This window comes from Tenacibaculum profundi (assembly GCF_052050075.1).
In the GTDB taxonomy this organism is placed as follows: domain Bacteria; phylum Bacteroidota; class Bacteroidia; order Flavobacteriales; family Flavobacteriaceae; genus Polaribacter.
Genome location: NZ_CP197225.1, coordinates 2,258,388 through 2,277,132, shown reverse-complemented (window position 1 = coordinate 2,277,132; position 18,745 = coordinate 2,258,388). Strand labels below are relative to the sequence as shown.

Below are 18,745 nucleotides of genomic sequence, written 5' to 3'. Positions count from 1 at the left end.
TATTAGTTATTAATAAACTTTAACTTAATACTAATTCGAAGTCGAGATGCTTTCGTTCTAAATCTGTATGCTTTACCTTAACAACAACATTGTCTCCTAATTGAATTGTATTTTTAGTTGCCTGTCCAACAATAGCGTATTGGCTTTCGTCAAAAATATAATAATCATCTTTTATATCTTTAATTCGAATCATTCCTTCACATTTATTAGCTATAATCTCAACATAAACCCCCCATTCGGTAACACCTGAAACAACTCCATCAAATTTTTGATTTTTGTGGTCTTGCATATATTTTACCTGCATATATTTTATAGAATCACGTTCAGCTTTAGATGCTAGTTCTTCTCTTTTAGACGAGTGTTTACATCGCTCTTCATAAATTTCTACTTTGGGTGATTTTTTTCCTTCTAAATAGTGTTGTAATAACCTATGTGTCATGACATCAGGATATCTTCGTATTGGAGAAGTAAAATGAGAGTAATAATCAAAAGCGAGACCATAATGACCTATATTTTGAGTTGTATATTCAGCTTTACTCATAGATCTTATGGTTAATGTTTCAACCATATTTGCTTCTCCTTTTCCATGTACATCACTTAAAAGTTTATTAAGGCTTTTAGAAGTTTTTTCTTTTGTTTCTGTGTTAATTTTATATCCGAATTTATTTACTATATTCTGTAATGAAGCTAGTTTTTCTACATCAGGTTCATCATGAACTCTATAAATAAAAGTTTTATTAGATGCTTTACCTTTGGAAAATCCTATAGCTTCAGCAACTTTTCTGTTAGCCAATAACATAAATTCTTCTATTAATTTATTTGCATCTTTTGATTCTTTAAAAAAAACTCCAACGGGATTTGATTTTTCATCCAAATCAAATTTCACTTCAACCTTATCAAAAGAAATCGCCCCTTCATCCATTCTTTGTTTGCGTAATATTTTAGCTAATTTATCTAATGTTAAAATGGCATCAACTATATTATTATCAACACTATATTTTTCACCTGTTAATGAAACTTCCTCAGAAATTTCGTTACTTTCAGAATCAATAATATATTGAGCTTCTTCATATGCAAATCTTTTATCTGAATAAGTAATCGTGCGTCCAAACCATTGATTCATAATTTGCGCCTTTTCATTTATTTCAAATACTGCAGAAAAAGTTAGTTTTTCCTCATTAGGACGAAGTGAACATACACCATTCGATAATATTTCTGGCAACATAGGCACAACCCTATCCACTAAATATACAGAGGTAGCTCTTTCGTATGCCTCTCTATCTAAATCAGTTCCTTCTTGAACATAGTGAGAAACATCTGCTATATGTACTCCTATTTCATAATTTCCATTATCTAATTTGGTAAAAGATAGTGCGTCATCAAAATCTTTAGCATCTTTTGGATCTATCGTAAAAGTTAAATCATTTCTAAAGTCTCTTCTTATAGAAATATCATCTTCAGTTATTTGAATAGGAAGTTTTTTTGCTTCTTCTTCAATTTCAGGAGGAAAGTCATACGGAAGTCCATATTCTAACAAAATTGAGTGAATCTCTGTATCATGTTCTCCTGGCTTTCCTAATATATCTAATATTTTACCAAAAGGATTCTTTGAGTTTTCCGGCCAGTCAGTAATTTTAATTAGAACTTTATCACCGTTAACTGCTCCATTAATTTTACTTTTAGGTATAAAAATATCAGTATACATTTTATTGCTATCAGGCAGAACAAAACCAAAATTTTTACTCATCTGTAAAACCCCAACGAACTCTTTTTTAGCACGTTTTATAACTTCTACTACATCTGCCTCAGTTTTATTACTGCGTCTTTTTTTATAAACATAAGCTCTTACAGTATCATTATGTAATCCATGACCTAAATTAACAGAGGGTACAAAAATATCTTCATCAAAATCATCACATATAAAATAGGCATTACCATTTGAGGTAGTATCTAATGTACCTGTATAATATTTTCGATCTTCATTGATTTTATATTTTCCACGTTCTGTCTCGATAATTTTTTTTGTAGCTAAAAACTCATTTAGCTTTTTTATAACAAGATTCTTTCCCTCTGAATCACTTATTTCAAGCTGTGATGCAAGTTGTTTATAATTATAGTTCTTATTACTATCTTTATTTAGGATTTTTAATATTTTCCTTCCTAAGTCTTTTATAGTTCTTCCTTTTCTTTTTGGTATTTTTTTCTTTCTAGTCATTAATCTAGCGTCTTAAAATTTTTTGCAAATTACAAATTAATTTCTTATTAAACTTTTTGTACTTTTCTGATTTAGATTTTACTTACTAAAATATGACTCAAAAATGGTATGCTATTGCTAACCCGATTGCCGGAAAGAATAATTATAAACAACAACATATTAAAATTCATTCCTATTTAAAATATTTCAATATTGAATATGAATTTAAAATAACAGAGTATCATAAACACGAAATTGAAATAGTTTATGATGCTATAAGAAAAGGGTACACTCATTTTATTTCAATTGGAGGAGATGGAACTCTTCATTACATAGTTAACGGAGTAATGAAGCAAAATATAATCTCTCAAAACAAAATTGTAATAGGAGTAATTCCAATAGGTACGGGAAATGATTGGATAAAAACCTACAATATTGATAACGATATTAAAAAATCAATAGAGATTATAAAAAAAGTAAATACAGAATATCAAGATATAGGTTTCTTAGAGTTAAAGAATACCTCAAGATATTTTAATAATGTAGCTGGAATAGGTTATGATGGTTATATTGTTAGTAATATGGATAAATTAAAAAATTTAGGAGCCATTTCCTATTTGATAAGTAGTATTTCAGCGATTATATCTTATAAAAAAAATAAATATGAAATAAAAGTAAACAATGAAACAATAAAAGAAAAATGCTTAATGATACTATTTGGTATTTGTAAATATTCTGGTGGCGGAATGAAATTAACAAGTTATTCAAGTTCATCAAATGGATTGTTTGATATTACAATTGCTAAAAATCTAAATATATTAGATTTGATTAAGAACTTACGAGGTTTATACAATGGTTCCATTATAAACCATAAAAAAATTTCAACATACAAAAGTACGTCGTTGTTAATAGTTCCTAAAAATCAAAATCTAAGTAGTTTTATAGAAGCCGATGGAGAGTTAGTAGGTAGTGGTTCCGTTAAAGTTTCTATTTATAACAAAGCAATTCAATTTGTTGTTAATAAACCTTTTTATGGTTAAATACAATATTAAGTGGCATATGAAAGTAATACTTAAATATAGAAATAGCTCTTCTAATTTTTTTATTCCACCAAGACTGCTGCAGATAAAGTAATTAATTTGAAAGAAACCATAGTTTACTAGCCAACGAATCTAAACCAATACTCTATATTAAAGTATATAGCATTATACCTTTCTTAACTAAAATTCCAGACTACTTTCTTTTAAATAAATTTTAATTGTAAAATCATGTTATTAACATCTAATATTATAATACAAATAGAATTTAAAAATTTAAAAAATATATATTAATTATTATAGTGTGTGAATATGTAGAGTAAAAAAATGAAATAATAATTGTTTTTCTGATTTATTAAAAATCATTAACATATTATAAATAGAGTAAGTCTTTTAAAACTATACATTTATTGAGGTTATCAACAATGTTATTAAATACTATTTCACTATTTTTTATTGATTAAAAGTTTAATATTTTATGTAAATAAACTGTAAAAAAAATGTTGATAAATGTTAGTTAAAAACTAAGAAAAAAAGTTGCTTAATTGAAAGTTGTAATTGTATTGAAAAAAAACTAAACAAACACAAATTTATTTTTTAAAATATACCAATAGTTTTTAACATTTTTATTTTTTATTGAAATACCTTGATAGTAAAGGACTTATTAAAGGTTTTCAAAAAAGTATTGATAATTACTGTTGACAACCACTAATAACCTTACTTTTGTAGTTCACAACTTAATTAAAATCAATAAATTATGACAATAGCAATTGGTAATGATCATGCTGGTACTGATTATAAGTTTGAGATAGTTAAACTCTTGGAAGAATTAGGACATACGGTTATAAATTTTGGAACCGATACGAACGATAGCATGGATTATCCTGACTCTATTCATCCTACTTCAGATGCTGTTGAAAAAGGTAAAGCAGAAATTGGTATTATACTCTGTGGAAGTGGAAATGGTGCGCAAATAACTGCTAATAAACACCAAGGTGTGAGAGCAGCTTTGTGTTGGAATAATGAACTGGTTGAATTGGCACGTCAACACAATAATTCAAATATATTGGCAATTCCTGCACGTTTTGTTTCATTACATCAGGCTCTAGGTTTTGTGAAGATATTTTTGTCTACCGAGTTTGAAGGTGGTCGTCATGAAAATAGAGTTAATAAAATAGCATGTAATCAATAATGAATTTTGTAGTAAAAACATTTTCTGAATTAACAACGTCCGAATTATATAGAATTCTACAATTGCGTTCGGAAGTTTTTGTTGTGGAACAAGATTGTGTATACCAGGATCTTGATGGAAAAGATCAAAAGGCTTTGCATGTAATTGGAACCAAAGAAGAGAAAATTATAGCATATACGCGTTTGTTTGATAGTGGACAGTATTTTGATACTTCAAGTATAGGTAGAGTTGTTGTAGATCAATCGCAACGAAAGTTTGGATATGGACACGATTTAATTAAAGCCTCTATTAAAGCTGTTAATAACTACTATAATACTCAGGAAATCAGTATATCAGCACAAACGTATTTGTTGAAATTTTATACTTCCCATGGTTTTGAAACTATCGGAGAAGAATACTTAGAAGATGGTATACCACATGTTAAAATGATAATAAAAAATAAAAAGCTTTCCAATTAAGGAAGCTTTTTATTTTTAAGAAACTAATATTTCTTTATGATATTCTATTAAGTTATCTATTGGCTTTGCAATAATGCCTGTAATTTGAACTCCATTTTTCTTTGCTTCTTCTCTTAACAAATCTCCAAAATAAAATGCAATAGACCCAATAAAATAAATTGGCGTGTCTTTACTTTTTTTGTAATTTAAAACATGATAAAGAAAAAACTTTTTAAAACCATTCATTACTAGTTTTCTTATATATGAATCATTTTGATGATTGAACATGAATTTAGCAAAAGAAGCTAAATACTTATTAGGATTATCTATTTTATACAAGTTAGACTTAATTACATCAGGAGTTAAATCAAATTCATCACTCATAGCAGCAGCAATTTCACTAGGCATTTTTTTGTAAAAGAAGTCTCTGATTAAACGTTTCCCAAAATAATTTCCGCTCGCTTCATCCATTATAATGTATCCTAATGATGGAGCAATACACGTTATAGATTCTCCATTATAATAGCAGCTATTAGCTCCTGTTCCTAAAATACATACAATGGCTTTTTCATTTTTTGCAGAGGCATATACTGCTCCTAATATATCTTCTTCAACTGTTATTTTTTTGGTATTTTGAAAGAAATTTTTTAGAATTTCATTTAAAATTATTTTTGGAGAAGAGGTTCCAAGTCCTGCACCATAAAAGTAAATTTCAGAAATTAATGTCCTGTACTCCATTAATTCAGAAGAACTTTCTAAACGTGATTGTAATTCTAAAGAAGAAACAACATTAGGATTGAGCCCTAAAGTACTTGTTCTAAATATTTCATTTTTATCATTGTCTATGGCTACCCAGTCAACTTTTGTAGAGCCACCGTCTGCTACTAAAATCATTATTTACAGTTTAATAGGTTTTAAATAATTGTCAATTATTTTCATAATTTATATGAATCATTACAGAAAAGTTTTCTATTTCTCATAGAAAAAAAATGAGTTCAAATATAAAAATATGTTTATTAATGAGTTAATTTTTTAGACAGGTTACGTAAATTTAAGGATTTAAAAACAATTAATTATCAATCAAATTTTTTATAACTCATTTAAAACTTATGTCATAAAACATTTTTTATTTGTTAATAAATCATTTTTTTTAGTAAAATATAAGTTATATGTACTAAGTAAAAACTAATAATATTTTAAGTAAAAAACAGTAAGTTTTTTATAACTTAGCATTTCTTATTTTTTATTAAAAAGTTTTTAGCAGATTTTATGGCAGCAGATAAAGAGAAAGAAGCGAAATTAAAAGCGCTTCAACTTACTTTGGATAAGTTAGATAAAACTTATGGTAAAGGTACAGTAATGAAACTAGGTGATAGTCAGATTGAAGATATAGACGCAATTTCTTCTGGATCACTTGGGTTAGACTTAGCGTTAGGAGTTGGAGGTTATCCAAGAGGTCGAATTATAGAAATATATGGACCAGAATCTTCTGGTAAAACAACTTTAACAATACATGCAATAGCTGAGGCTCAAAAAAGTGGTGGAATTGCTGCTTTTATTGATGCCGAACACGCTTTTGATCGTTTTTACGCAGAAAGTCTAGGAGTTGACGTTGATAATTTGATTATATCACAGCCAGATCATGGTGAACAGGCACTTGAAATTGCTGATAATTTAATTAGATCTGGAGCTATTGATATTGTTGTGGTAGATTCTGTAGCTGCCTTGACCCCAAAATCTGAGATTGAAGGAGAAATGGGAGATTCTAAAATGGGACTCCATGCTCGTTTAATGTCTCAGGCTCTACGTAAATTAACAGCAACCATAAGTAAAACGAACTGTACAGTTATATTTATCAATCAGTTAAGAGAGAAAATAGGAGTAATGTTTGGAAATCCAGAGACAACAACTGGTGGTAATGCTCTTAAATTTTACGCTTCTGTTCGATTAGATATAAGAAGACGAACTCAAATTAAGGATGGTGATAAAGTTGTTGGTAACAGTACTAAAGTTAAAATTGTAAAAAATAAAGTTGCTCCACCTTTTCAACAAGCAGAATTTGATATTATGTATGGTGCAGGAATTTCGAAGGTAGGGGAAGTATTAGATATTGGTGTAGATTACAATATTATTAAGAAGAGTGGATCTTGGTTTAGTTATGGAGATACTAAATTAGGTCAGGGAAGAGATGCTGTAAAAGGGATCATTAAAGATAATCCTGAGTTGATGGATGAGCTTGAAAATAAAATTAAAGAAGCTATTGAAAATCAAGAGTAAAAAATGAAATGATAGTTTTAGCCATCATCAAAAAATAATTAAATGAAAAGCTACTATATATTTTATTAGTAGCTTTTTTATTTTTTTAGATGCTTATGTGAAATGTTGCGGCTTTGATAAAAATATTTTTACTTTTACAAAGTAGGCTATTTAAATTTTAAAATAAATTTATTTTTAATATTTCAATAGAATGAATACAAGTATAATTATTTCAGATTTAATAAAATTAAGTGTTGTAAAAACGTCAGATGTTACCGTCATGTATGCTCTAATGAAAGAAGTTTATTCACTGGCGTATGGGCATTTTTGGAAGGACAATGGAAATTGGTTTGTTCAAAAACAGTACGGTAAGCAAAACATTTTAAAAGAAATTTTAGAAAAAAATACAGAATACTATTTTGTTTTGTATAAGAATGAAATTATCGGTAACATGAGAATTATATGGGACGAACCATTAAAAAATTTTTCACAGAAAAAAATAGTAAAACTTCAAAGAATTTATTTGCATCCAAAAGTACATGGTTTAGGAGTTGGTAGTAGTTTATTAATGTGGATTGAAAATAAAGCTAAAAAAAAGCAATATGAATTTTTATGGCTCGACACTATGAACGAAAAACCACAGGCATTTAATTTTTACAAAAGAAAAGGATTTCAATACCACTCCCACTGCTTTTTAGATTTTAATTTATTACACGATTCGGTAAAAAAGATGAATCAAGTCGTAAAAGACTTACGGTAATTTAAATACCTGTACTACCAAAACCACCTGTATTTCGTTCGGTTTCAATTAACTTTTCTACTTCTGTCCAAGTTATTTGTTCATGCTTAGCAATTACTAATTGTGCAATTCGTTCTCCATCTTTTATATGGAACTCTTCATTAGAAATATTTACTAAAATAACTCCTATTTCTCCTCGGTAATCAGAATCTATTGTTCCTGGAGCATTTAATACAGTAATTCCTTTTTTAGCAGCCAACCCACTTCTTGGACGAACTTGAGCTTCAAAACCTAATGGAAGTGCTATAAACAAACCTGTTTTTACAATAACCCTATCCAAAGGTTTCAGTATAATAGATTTTTCTAAATTTGCACGTAAATCCATTCCTGCTGATCCTTTTGTTTCATAGGCTGGAATTTCATGTTTTGATTTATTTATAATTTTTATATTCATAATTAAAATTTAGATTGATGAAGTCAAAAGTACATGATTTTTTTATTAAAAAATAAGTCTTTTTGAAATGCAAATTAATCGTTTATTTAACGTTACTTTTTAAAAATAAAATATAATGACTTTAAGTTTGAGGTTATAGTTATCATATTTATTAATTTCGCACTGTAAAACAAATAACTAAATGGAAGAAAATCAAAAGATAGCTGTATTAGGAGGTGGAAGTTGGGCAACAGCTATTGTTAAAATGCTCTCTGAAAATTCCAATACTATTGGATGGTATATGAGAAGTACTTATGCAATAGAGCATATAAAAAGAAACAATCATAATCCTAGCTATTTAAGTTCCGCAGAATTACATCCAGAACAATTAGAATTATCTGATAATATTGATATAATTGTTCAAAATTATGATGTTTTAATTTTTGCAATTCCCTCTGCTTTTTTAAAAGCAGAACTTGATAAATTAAAAGGTTCATTGAAGGGGAAAATAGTTTTCTCTGCTATTAAAGGTATTGTTCCAGAAACAGGATTAATTGTAGGAGAGTATTTTCACGAATTCTATGATATACCTTATGAAAATATTGGAGTTATAACTGGGCCATGTCATGCTGAAGAAGTTGCAATGGAACGATTATCTTATCTTACTATAGCTTGTCAAGATAAGAAGAAAGCTAACTATTTAAGTAAGCAAATTAAAGGTCGTTATATCAAGACAAAAATTTCGGACGATATCATTGGTACTGAGTATGCAGCGATGTTAAAAAACATTTATGCTATAGCTGCTGGAATTGCACACGGTCTTGGTTACGGTGATAATTTCCAGTCTGTTTTAATGAGTAACTCGATTAGGGAAATGAAACGTTTTATTAAAAAAGTTCATAAAATGAAGCGAAATATCAATCATTCAGCTTATTTAGGAGATCTATTGGTTACAGGATATTCCGTATTTAGTAGAAATAGAATGTTTGGAAATATGATTGGTAAAGGCTATACAGTAAAATCTGCAATGTTTGAAATGAGTATGGTTGCGGAAGGTTATTATGCATCAAATAGCGCTTATAAAATCAAAAAAGAAAACGGAGCTAAGACTCCCATAATAGATACTGTTTACAATATATTATATGATAAAAAAGAAGCGAAAGATGAGTTCAGAAAGTTAACAAATAGATTAGATTAGTTGTTTGTATTTGTACAAAAAACTTTTCTTACAATTAAGAAATCCTCATCAATCGCTTCAGTTTAATTACCTGATTTTTAACGTTGTTTTAAAATGAAATTTATAAAACCACTCCAAAAACGAATTTACAATTTTTTTATAAAACTCATTGATTAAGAAATAAAAGCATATTTTTACTTCAAATCAAATATTTCCTTTTTTTATTTATAATTACAAAAAATAGATCTTTTGAGAATTTAAAATTTAAAGTAATTTTATTATTTAGATAGTTAATTTTTAATCTAAAAGCTCAATTTAATTAACCCATGAAAACAATTCAAGAAGCTGTTGAAATAACCATTAGAAAAACACCTTTTATAGAAGAAGCACTTAACGAAAAACTCATCAATGTATCCTCACTTGCGAGAGAAATTTTACCAGAGGTTTCCAAGCTTTTGAAAAAAGATGTGAAAGTAGGAGCAGTTATGATGGCAATTAACAGGTTGTCTCCAGTTAATGAATTAAGAATCAGAAAAAATATAAAAAAACTGGCTCTAGATTTGGGAGATGTTATTGTGAGGTCTGATTTATGTGATTTCACTTTTAAAAATACACCCTCTTTACTCAAAGAAATAGCAAAAATTTTGAGTAAATCAGCAGATAGTAATGATTACTTTTTAACAGTTTCACAAGGAATTTTTGAAACAAATATAGTAACAAGTAAAAATTTACAACCTTTTGTGGAAGATATCTTTAAAAGCGAAATATTAATTAATAATGTTAATGATTTAGCTTCAATTACTATTAAACTTCCAAAAGAAAATCTTGAACAATCTGGTGTTTATTATTTTATATTGAAGCAGTTTGCATGGGCTAATATAGCCGTTCAAGAGGTTATATCAACTACACATGAAATGACAATCGTTGTTAAGGAAGAAGATGTAAATGAAACTTTTGCTATTCTAATGGATCTAAAATTGAACTAGATTAAGTATTATAAGATAAAACCAGTTAATTAACTAGTGTATTATTTTAATTTAGGTTTTTGAATCTATATTTTTTAACACTTTGTATCGTGTTATTTTCTATACTTTTGATGTTATAATGGGGTAAAATCCGAATTAATCAAATTTATGAAAACAAAAGATCCTTATGCTTCTTTAAGAATTAAAGAGTTTAACATATTTCTTTTAATGCGTTTTTTTTTAGTATTTGCTTGGTCAATGCAGTTTATAATTATTGAATGGCAAGTATATTCTTTAACTAAAGATCCATGGAGCTTGGGCCTTATAGGAGCATTCGAATTTTTACCGGCTTTTTCTATGGCATTATTTGCAGGACATATAGTTGATCAAAAAGAAAAAAGAAATTTATTAGCGTTATGTATTGCTTTATTTTCTCTTATTAGTTTCGGTTTGTACTTTTTAACTAATACATCATTTATTGCAGATTGGAGTCAAAACACTGTCTTATATAGCATTTACGGTTTGGTATTTTTTGGAGGTTTTTTACGTTCATTTTTTGGCCCTACAATTTTTTCTTTGATGGCATTGATTGTTCCAAAAAAATTATATCCAAATGCAGCTACCTGGAGCAGTTCTACATGGCAAATTTCTGGAGTTTTAGGTCCTGCTTTTGCTGGATATTCAATTTCTTTTTTTGGTGTAAGTAAGTCACTTAGTTTTGTGTTTATTTTGGTCTTAATTTCATTATTATTAGTTTTTTTAATAAAGAAAAAGCCCATTTTAAACCCCAATAAAGGAGAAAAAATATGGAAAAGTTTAGGAGAAGGAATAAACTATGTATTTAAAACTAAAGCAATTTTAGGTGCCATAACTTTAGATATGATTTCTGTATTATTTGGAGGAGCAATTGCATTATTACCTGTGTTTGCGCAAGATATTTTGAAAGTTGGGGCTGAAGGGTTCGGTGCTCTAAGAGCGGCTCCTGCTATTGGTGCTTTTTTAACTATGTTACTTACTGCCTACATACCAGTAAGTAAAAATGCGGGAATAAAGCTTTTAGTCGCTATTTTTGGATTTGGTATATGTATTATCACATTTGGTTTATCAACATCTTTTATTGTTTCTTTGGTAGCATTATTTTTTAGTGGTGTAACTGATGGAGTGTCTATGGTTATTAGACAAACTATTTTACAATTAAAAACTCCAGATCACATGCGTGGAAGGGTCGCTTCCGTAAATTCTATGTTTGTTGGTTCTTCTAATGAGTTAGGTGCACTTGAAAGCGGTTTTACGGCTAAAATTATGGGTACAGTTACTGCAGTGATTTTTGGTGGTACCATGACTTTAATAACGGTAGTAGTAACAGGAATATGGAATCCAATTTTAAGAAAGTTAGATCTTACTAAAGATTTAGAAGAACACGAAAAATCAGTATAATATATAGGGCGTGGGGGGTGGAAAAATTATATAATTTGTCTTTTATGATATAAATAATAATTGGGCTTTATAATAGAAAGCCTAATTATTACTTTAGGGAGTACATACAAACATTTTGTACTAATTTTATTTAATATTATGGTTTGTTAATTGGTATAACTTTAGTCGATATCTTGCTCAACTATGGTTAGCTGGTACCCTGCAAAAACACCTAATGCATCTTTTCCTTCTATATTCGAAGGGCTAACGACACTTTCATAAAAGAGAATACCTTCATTCGAATAGTTGGAGTCCATAGCACTAATTGCATCGTATAATATCTTCTCCGCATTGGCAACACGTACTTGAATTTTTTCTGGTTGTTCGTCAAAATAATATTGGATTGCTGTTGCAGTAATATTTCTATTTTCAAAACCAGTATCTAAAACAAATAAATATTCATAAAAATTTGAATTTGGGATATCATCATAGGAAGCGACGATATAATAGTTTTTTGTGTTTTTAATATCGGGAAAATTAATTATTATTTCTTTTTCTTCGCCTCCCCAAGGCTTTATATGATTTTGCACAGTAACATCAACATTTTGTACCATTTCTGATGGTATGGTACAAGAAGCTTGAAAAGTGTCGTCATTTATTTCTACGGAAAGAAAGTATTTTTGTCCTGCAATAATTGGAAATTCGGAAGCAGAAATTTCGTAGCTATAAGAAGTAGAAGAATAAGGTAAGTTTATGCTATTTCCATTGGTATCTTTGATAGATACTAAGGCATTTGCAATCAATAAATCTTCGATACCTTCGCTACCACCGATAGTTTTAGACTTTGATACTTGTATTTTTATATTTGCATCTTGAGGGCATAGATACCCATTAATTACGGTATATTGTTTTTGATCTAATAAATGATTTGCATCAAAATTATTTTCACAGCTGATGCATAAAAGACAAAGTGTTCCTAAAATAATATTTTTTATGTAATTCATAGTATTAAAATCTATAGGTGTAACTTATGGAGGGTACAAATTGAAGAAAAGTTCTTTTCATTAGTTTATTTTCTCTGTAATCATAATGATAAAAAAAAGGATTTTTTCTTCCATAGGCATTATATATCGAAAATTCCCAAAAGCGAGATGTATTTTTACTTAGTTTTTTGTGTAGTTGAATACCAAGATCTAGTCTGTGGTAATTTTCTCCCTGAAAGTTGTTACGTTCTTTTAAAAACGGTTGTATTGAATTATCATTAGGAATTAAGGAGTTATTCAGACCCGTTAAGGCTTCACGATCCAATAAATTGAAATTATCTCCACTAGAAAATACCCAAGATCCAGATAAAACAATATTTTCAGATGGCTTATAGACGCTTACCAAAGAGATATCATGTCGTCTGTCATATTTTGCAAAAAAACGTTTTCCTTTATTTATTTCATCAAATTGACGTTCAGACCAAGAGAGTGTATATCCTAACCACCCTGTTACTTTACCAATATTTTTACGAAACAAAAGTTCTGTACCATATGCCCAACCTTGTCCATTTGTAATATTTTTTTCCCAATTGATTTCTTTTGCATTCATTGAATTTTCAAGTGTTATAAAAGAGGTACCTTCTTTATAGGAAATGATATTATCCATTTTTTTATAATATCCCTCCAAAGTAAGTGTGTACCCTTTATCTACAAAGTCTTTTGCAATACCTAGAGCAAACTGTTCTGATTTTTGTGGTTTTAGATTTTCTGTAGAAGATACCCAGATATCCGTTGGAAGTCCAGCGTTGGCATTAGTTAATAAATGAATGTATTGGTTCATATTAGCATAAGAAGCTTTAACTGCTAAATTGGGTTGCACATTCCAAGATAAAGTAGCTCGTGGTTCAAAACTCATATAAGTTTTAGCTTTATGCTTGTAATGCGAGAATCGAAATCCTCCTGAAAACCGTAAAGAATTGGATAATTTCCAATCATCTTCGGCGTAAAGTGCACTTTCTAATGATTTTATATCCTGTTTAAATGCTGCGTTATCACCACTACTTTGTTCTAATCTAGATTGTCTTGGTGTAAAATGATGGTAGGTTGAGGCAAATCCAAACTTTATGAGATGTTTTGGATTTGGGTAATAATCGAAGTCCATTTTCAAACCAAAATCGTTAATTCCAGATTTTAAATTAAATATATTTTCTTGTGTTTCAGTAGTGTATTCATTTTTAACCTGTAAATTATAATTGCTGTAAATAAAAGAGGTATTAGAAAAAAACGTATCGCTGAACTCATGATTCCATCGCAAAGTAGAGGTAATATTACCCCAATTTAAAGAACTATGATTATTTAGTATCCCATTTTCAGTGGGTTCAGAAATAGATAAATGATCATTACCGTAATAGTTACTCCAATATAATTTGTTTTTATCATTAAAAACATGATGTATTTTAAAGTTGAAATCAGTGAAGTTAAATAAAGAGCTAGTAGCACTATTTGAAAATGGTTTTAATAACAAATCTAAATATGTTCGTCTACCACTGAATAGAAAAGATGTTTTTCCTTTTTTAATGGGACCTTCTAAAACGGCAGATGTAGATACTAAACCTACAGAAAACTTACCTTTTAATTTTTCTTTGTTACCATTTTTTGTATCTATTTTTAATACAGAGGATAACCTACCACCAAATCGTGCAGGAAAGCCGCCTTTATACATTTCTATAGATTTAATGGCGTCTCCATTAAAAACGGATAAAAATCCAAATAAATGATTAGAGTTATACACTGGTGCATCGTCTAATATGATTAAATTTTGATCTGGTGTTCCTCCTCGTACAAAGAAATTAGAGAACCCTTCACTTCCTCTATGAATACCTGGTAGTAATTGTAAGGTTTTAATCACATCCTTTTCTCCAAATATTGCTGGTACTTCTTTTACATCTTTGGTTTTCAGTCTAAGCATACTCATTTGTGATTGTTGACTTTCTTTAGTTTCCTTATTGGCATGCAAAATTACTTCATCAAGTACTTCCCTACTCACTTCCATTTCAAAGTTGAGTTTTAGGTTTTCTTGGAGTTTTACTGTTTTTTTTTGATTGGTGTAGCCAACATAAGAAATAACTAACTCGTATTCTCCTTCAGGAAGGGTTAAAGAATAAAAGCCATAATCGTTGGTACTAGTTCCCAAATTTTTATTAGGAATAAAAACGGAAACCATGGGAAGATCTTCTTGACTCCCGAGTTCTTTAACATACCCGCTAATAGTATATTTTTTATTTGTTTTTTGCCCATAAAGATGTTTAGTAAAACAGCAAAAAAATAAAACAATTAAAAAAAAATAATTTGAATTTTTCATTAATTAAATGATAAAAAAATAAACGCAAAGTAATGATTTTCAGTTATGAAATCATTTTTTTTTATTGTTAAAAAAAATACAAATTAGTATATTTAGTATCAATTACAATAAATTTCATAGTCTTCATTAATGTATAAATAACATTCAAAATCTTTTTTAAAAAGGTATGAATATTTTGTATATTAAAATTGATTCACTAATTGTACTTTGTAAATAAATCCCATAAAACAACGCCACAACTTACTGATATATTTAATGAATGTTTTGTTCCTAGTTGAGGTATTTCAATGCAAACATCAGAATTAGAAACAACTTCTTGTTGAACTCCTTTTACCTCATTTCCAAAAATGATAGCTGTTTTTTTAGAAGCATTAGGGGTAAATTTATTGAGCATAGTGCTATTTTCTGCCTGTTCAACACTAGCAATAAAAATGTCATTTTTTTTAAGATTATTTACCAAATCTACGGTGTTTTCAACATATTCCCAATCTACCGATTCTGTTGCGCCTAAAGCAGTTTTATGTATTTCTTTGTTAGGAGGTGTTGCGGTAATGCCACATAAATAGATTTTTTCTATTAAAAAAGCATCGGCTGTCCTGAATACTGAACCAATATTATTTAAACTCCTTATGTTATCTAAAATTACAATTAATGGTGTTTTTGAAGCTTTTTTAAACTCAGAGACACTGATTCTTCTTAACTCATTGTTTTTAAGTTTCCTCATAAAAAATATATAAACAGTATGATGTTTTATTAAATATAAAACCAGTTATTAAAAACCAACAACTAATCACTTTTTTCTATCTTCGCAAAACTAACAGAAAAAATCCACAAACTTGACAAAAACAAAGGCAAAAAAGATAACCCCATTAATGCAACAATATAACGGAATTAAAGGAAAATATCCTGATGCGATGTTATTATTTAGAGTAGGGGATTTTTATGAAACCTTTGGCGAAGACGCTATTAAAGCATCGGAGGTTTTAGGTATTATTTTGACTAAAAGAGGAAATGGTAGTGAAAGTGAAACAGCGTTGGCTGGATTTCCGCATCATTCTCTTAATACATATTTGCCTAAGTTGGTTAAAGCAGGTCTTCGAGTTGCCATTTGTGATCAGTTAGAGGATCCTAAAATGACTAAAAAGATTGTTAAGCGTGGCGTTACAGAATTAGTAACGCCAGGGGTGGCTTTGAATGATGATATTTTACAATCAAAATCTAACAATTTTTTAGCAGCAGTTCATTTTAGTAAAAAAACAATAGGAGTTTCTTTCTTAGATGTTTCTACAGGAGAGTTTCTAATTGCTGAAGGAAATGATGAATATGTAGATAAATTGCTACAAAACTTTTCTCCAAGTGAAATACTTGTTCAAAAACAATTCAAACAAAAATTTTTAGAGCTTTTTACAAAAAGATTTCACACCTTTTATTTAGAAGATTGGGTGTTTCAAAAAGACTATGGACTTGAAACTTTGAGCAATCATTTTAAAGTTAAAAATTTAAAAGGATTTGGTGTAGATGAACTTGAACAAGGAATTGTGGCTGGCGGGGCTGTTATGTATTATCTTTCAGAAACACAGCATAATAAACTAGAGCATATTCAAACAATAAGTAGAATAGCAGAAGATAATTATGTTTGGATGGATCGTTTTACCATAAAAAATTTAGAGCTATATGGTGGTAATTCACTCAATTCAGTTTGTTTGTTAACCATTATAGATAAAACGATTTCACCAATGGGAGGAAGGCTTTTAAAACGTTGGTTAGCGCTTCCTCTAAAAGATTTAGATGCTATTAAACAACGTCATGAATTGGTGAAGTTTTTAATTGAGACTGATGATTTTTTTGAAACTGTTACCTATCAACTAAAGCAAATATCAGATATTGAACGCCTAATTTCTAAAGTTGCTACAGGTAAAGTTTCTCCAAGAGAAACAGTTTTATTGAAAAATTCATTAAAAGCCATAAAGCCCATAAAAGAAGCGTCTGAAAACAGCAAAAATGCTTCTGTTAAATTAATTGGAAAACAATTAAACGATTGTAAAGAATTAATTGATAAAATATCTTCAACAATTTTTGATGATGCGCCAGTAAATATTAATAAAGGAAATACAATTGCCAATGGAGTATCAGAGGAATTAGATGAGTTAAGAAATATAGCCAATTCAGGTAAAGAATATCTTGATTCGATGCTCGAAAGAGAAACAGAAAGAACAGGAATACCTAGTTTAAAAATTGCTTTTAACAATGTTTTTGGTTATTATATTGAGGTAAGAAATACGCATAAAAATAAAGTACCTGAAGAATGGATTCGTAAGCAAACTCTGGTAAATGCAGAACGTTATATTACTGAAGAGCTTAAAGAATATGAGTCAAAAATTCTAGGAGCGGAAGAAAAAATTCAACAACTGGAAAGCGAGTTATTTGGTACTTTAATAAGTTTTATAATTGAACATGTTCAATCTGTACAAAACAACGCTCAACTAATAGCTCAAATTGATTGTTTATTATCATTTGCAACCTTAGCAATAGAAAACAACTATGTACGGCCTATTGTTGATAAAAGCACTGATATTGAAATTAAAAATGGACGACATCCTGTTATCGAAAAACAACTACCAATTGGTGAAGAGTATATTGCCAATGATGTTGTATTAAACAGAAATCAGCAACAAGTAATCATGATTACTGGTCCTAATATGTCAGGTAAATCAGCCATTTTACGTCAAACAGCTTTAATTGTATTATTAGCCCAGATGGGAAGCTATGTACCAGCGCAAAATGCTCGTATTGGATTGGTTGACAAAATTTTTACAAGAGTAGGAGCCAGTGATAATATTTCAATGGGAGAGTCAACTTTTATGGTAGAAATGAATGAGACAGCTTCCATTTTAAATAATATATCTGAAAGAAGTTTGGTACTTCTTGATGAAATTGGAAGAGGAACTTCTACTTATGATGGCATTTCTATTGCTTGGGCTATTGCTGAATATTTGCACGAGCATCCTTCTAAAGCAAAAACCTTATTTGCTACTCATTATCATGAGTTAAATGAAATGACCACTACTTTTGAACGGATAAAAAACTTCAACGTTTCAGTAAAAGAACTAAAAGACAGCATTATTTTCCTTAGAAAATTGGTGTCAGGAGGAAGTAACCATAGTTTTGGAATTCATGTAGCAAAATTAGCTGGAATGCCACCTATGGTTATTCGAAGAGCAAATAAAATATTAAAGCAACTAGAAGAAAATAATTCAAATAAAGAGGTAAAAGATACTTTAAAGGAGGTAGGTAATGAAGAAATGCAATTGAGTTTTTTTCAGTTAGACGATCCTTTATTAGAAGATTTAAGAGAAGAAATATTAACTACTAATATCGATACTTTAACACCTATTGAAGCTCTTATGAAGTTGAATGAAATAAAGCGTATGTTGGTGAAGAAGTAAGCTCTAGTATCTTCTTATTTCTATAACTCATCACCCAAATAAAACTTAAAAATACACCGTAAGAAGCAAAAGATATGGAAAATTGCTTTAGTAACATAAGTACTTTTC

Annotated in this window: 15 protein-coding genes; 9 read left to right on the top strand and 6 right to left on the bottom strand. The window is 29.1% G+C overall.

Going from position 1 to position 18,745, the window contains the following annotated elements:
* Nucleotides 1-19: 19 nt before the first annotated feature.
* Nucleotides 20-2,215, bottom strand: a complete 2,196-nt coding sequence (gene rnr, locus ACSIGE_RS09285; RefSeq protein ID WP_440879595.1) for a ribonuclease R — start codon at nt 2,213-2,215, stop codon at nt 20-22.
* A 92-nt stretch (nt 2,216-2,307) separates the two neighbouring features.
* Here rnr and ACSIGE_RS09280 point away from each other — a divergent pair, with 92 nt between their 5' ends.
* The 3 genes from ACSIGE_RS09280 to ACSIGE_RS09270 all read left to right on the top strand — a co-directional run bounded on the left by ACSIGE_RS09280 (nt 2,308) and on the right by ACSIGE_RS09270 (nt 4,881).
* Nucleotides 2,308-3,234 (top strand): diacylglycerol/lipid kinase family protein, encoded by a 927-nt coding sequence (locus ACSIGE_RS09280; protein WP_440879594.1) that lies wholly within the window; start codon nt 2,308-2,310, stop codon nt 3,232-3,234.
* A gap of 754 nt (nt 3,235-3,988) precedes the next feature.
* Nucleotides 3,989-4,423: a ribose 5-phosphate isomerase B gene (rpiB, locus tag ACSIGE_RS09275; RefSeq protein ID WP_440879593.1), complete on the top strand. Its 435-nt coding sequence runs from the start codon at nt 3,989-3,991 to the stop codon at nt 4,421-4,423.
* The gene (locus tag ACSIGE_RS09270; RefSeq protein WP_440879592.1) at nt 4,423-4,881 is read left to right on the top strand and encodes a GNAT family N-acetyltransferase; all 459 of its coding nucleotides are present in this window, start codon (nt 4,423-4,425) and stop codon (nt 4,879-4,881) included. Before rpiB ends, ACSIGE_RS09270 begins: the two co-directional genes overlap by 1 nt.
* A 15-nt stretch (nt 4,882-4,896) precedes the next feature.
* Here the strand turns inward: ACSIGE_RS09270 and ACSIGE_RS09265 are convergent, their stop codons facing one another.
* A complete protein-coding gene (locus tag ACSIGE_RS09265) occupies nt 4,897-5,754 on the bottom strand; it encodes an N-acetylglucosamine kinase (RefSeq protein ID WP_440879591.1) in 858 nt (285 codons plus the stop codon).
* Between the two features lie 375 nt (nt 5,755-6,129).
* Between ACSIGE_RS09265 and recA the strand changes: the two genes are divergently transcribed.
* Together recA and ACSIGE_RS09255 are read left to right on the top strand one after the other, a co-directional pair.
* A complete protein-coding gene (gene recA / locus ACSIGE_RS09260; RefSeq protein WP_440879590.1) occupies nt 6,130-7,137 on the top strand; it encodes a recombinase RecA in 1,008 nt (335 codons plus the stop codon).
* 190 nt (nt 7,138-7,327) lie between these two features.
* The gene (locus tag ACSIGE_RS09255; RefSeq protein ID WP_440879589.1) at nt 7,328-7,876 is read left to right on the top strand and encodes a GNAT family N-acetyltransferase; all 549 of its coding nucleotides are present in this window, start codon (nt 7,328-7,330) and stop codon (nt 7,874-7,876) included.
* A gap of 1 nt (nt 7,877) precedes the next feature.
* Here ACSIGE_RS09255 and dut read toward each other — a convergent pair whose 3' ends face one another.
* Nucleotides 7,878-8,309, bottom strand: coding sequence for a dUTP diphosphatase (gene dut, locus ACSIGE_RS09250; RefSeq protein ID WP_440879588.1), 432 nt, complete (start codon nt 8,307-8,309; stop codon nt 7,878-7,880).
* Nucleotides 8,310-8,490: 181 nt separating this feature from the next.
* On the opposite strand from dut, the gene ACSIGE_RS09245 reads away from it, so the two are divergent.
* From ACSIGE_RS09245 to ACSIGE_RS09235, 3 genes are all read left to right on the top strand, one after another.
* Nucleotides 8,491-9,486 carry an NAD(P)H-dependent glycerol-3-phosphate dehydrogenase gene (locus ACSIGE_RS09245; protein WP_440879587.1) on the top strand — a complete coding sequence of 332 codons (996 nt, stop codon included), beginning with the start codon at nt 8,491-8,493 and terminating at the stop codon, nt 9,484-9,486.
* A gap of 305 nt (nt 9,487-9,791) precedes the next feature.
* Nucleotides 9,792-10,451 (top strand): hypothetical protein, encoded by a 660-nt coding sequence (locus ACSIGE_RS09240; RefSeq protein WP_440879586.1) that lies wholly within the window; start codon nt 9,792-9,794, stop codon nt 10,449-10,451.
* Between the two features lie 147 nt (nt 10,452-10,598).
* Nucleotides 10,599-11,867, top strand: coding sequence for an MFS transporter (locus tag ACSIGE_RS09235; protein WP_440879585.1), 1,269 nt, complete (start codon nt 10,599-10,601; stop codon nt 11,865-11,867).
* A 161-nt stretch (nt 11,868-12,028) separates the two neighbouring features.
* Here ACSIGE_RS09235 and ACSIGE_RS09230 read toward each other — a convergent pair whose 3' ends face one another.
* The 3 genes from ACSIGE_RS09230 to ACSIGE_RS09220 form a co-directional block, all read right to left on the bottom strand.
* A complete protein-coding gene (locus tag ACSIGE_RS09230; protein ID WP_440879584.1) occupies nt 12,029-12,850 on the bottom strand; it encodes a DUF4249 family protein in 822 nt (273 codons plus the stop codon).
* A 4-nt stretch (nt 12,851-12,854) separates the two neighbouring features.
* Nucleotides 12,855-15,191, bottom strand: coding sequence for a TonB-dependent receptor (locus tag ACSIGE_RS09225; protein ID WP_440879583.1), 2,337 nt, complete (start codon nt 15,189-15,191; stop codon nt 12,855-12,857).
* 196 nt (nt 15,192-15,387) lie between these two features.
* Entirely contained in the window at nt 15,388-15,915 is a 528-nt protein-coding gene (locus tag ACSIGE_RS09220; protein ID WP_440879582.1) for an RNA methyltransferase, read from the bottom strand.
* Nucleotides 15,916-16,063: 148 nt separating this feature from the next.
* Here ACSIGE_RS09220 and mutS point away from each other — a divergent pair, with 148 nt between their 5' ends.
* Nucleotides 16,064-18,637, top strand: a complete 2,574-nt coding sequence (gene mutS, locus ACSIGE_RS09215; RefSeq protein ID WP_440882198.1) for a DNA mismatch repair protein MutS — start codon at nt 16,064-16,066, stop codon at nt 18,635-18,637.
* The last annotated feature ends 108 nt before the right edge of the window (nt 18,638-18,745 follow it).

Bases quoted from the DNA above. Each gene is read 5' to 3' on its own strand.
- ACSIGE_RS09230 (WP_440879584.1), bottom strand. From the start codon at position 12,850: ATGAATTACATAAAAAATATTATTTTAGGAACACTTTGTCTTTTATGC.
- ACSIGE_RS09270 (WP_440879592.1), top strand. From the start codon at position 4,423: ATGAATTTTGTAGTAAAAACATTTTCTGAATTAACAACGTCCGAATTA.
- ACSIGE_RS09225 (WP_440879583.1), bottom strand. From the start codon at position 15,191: ATGAAAAATTCAAATTATTTTTTTTTAATTGTTTTATTTTTTTGCTGT.
- mutS (WP_440882198.1), top strand. From the start codon at position 16,064: ATGCAACAATATAACGGAATTAAAGGAAAATATCCTGATGCGATGTTA.
- ACSIGE_RS09280 (WP_440879594.1), top strand. From the start codon at position 2,308: ATGACTCAAAAATGGTATGCTATTGCTAACCCGATTGCCGGAAAGAAT.
- rpiB (WP_440879593.1), top strand. From the start codon at position 3,989: ATGACAATAGCAATTGGTAATGATCATGCTGGTACTGATTATAAGTTT.
- recA (WP_440879590.1), top strand. From the start codon at position 6,130: ATGGCAGCAGATAAAGAGAAAGAAGCGAAATTAAAAGCGCTTCAACTT.
- dut (WP_440879588.1), bottom strand. From the start codon at position 8,309: ATGAATATAAAAATTATAAATAAATCAAAACATGAAATTCCAGCCTAT.
- ACSIGE_RS09265 (WP_440879591.1), bottom strand. From the start codon at position 5,754: ATGATTTTAGTAGCAGACGGTGGCTCTACAAAAGTTGACTGGGTAGCC.
- ACSIGE_RS09235 (WP_440879585.1), top strand. From the start codon at position 10,599: ATGAAAACAAAAGATCCTTATGCTTCTTTAAGAATTAAAGAGTTTAAC.
- ACSIGE_RS09240 (WP_440879586.1), top strand. From the start codon at position 9,792: ATGAAAACAATTCAAGAAGCTGTTGAAATAACCATTAGAAAAACACCT.
- rnr (WP_440879595.1), bottom strand. From the start codon at position 2,215: ATGACTAGAAAGAAAAAAATACCAAAAAGAAAAGGAAGAACTATAAAA.
- ACSIGE_RS09255 (WP_440879589.1), top strand. From the start codon at position 7,328: ATGAATACAAGTATAATTATTTCAGATTTAATAAAATTAAGTGTTGTA.
- ACSIGE_RS09220 (WP_440879582.1), bottom strand. From the start codon at position 15,915: ATGAGGAAACTTAAAAACAATGAGTTAAGAAGAATCAGTGTCTCTGAG.
- ACSIGE_RS09245 (WP_440879587.1), top strand. From the start codon at position 8,491: ATGGAAGAAAATCAAAAGATAGCTGTATTAGGAGGTGGAAGTTGGGCA.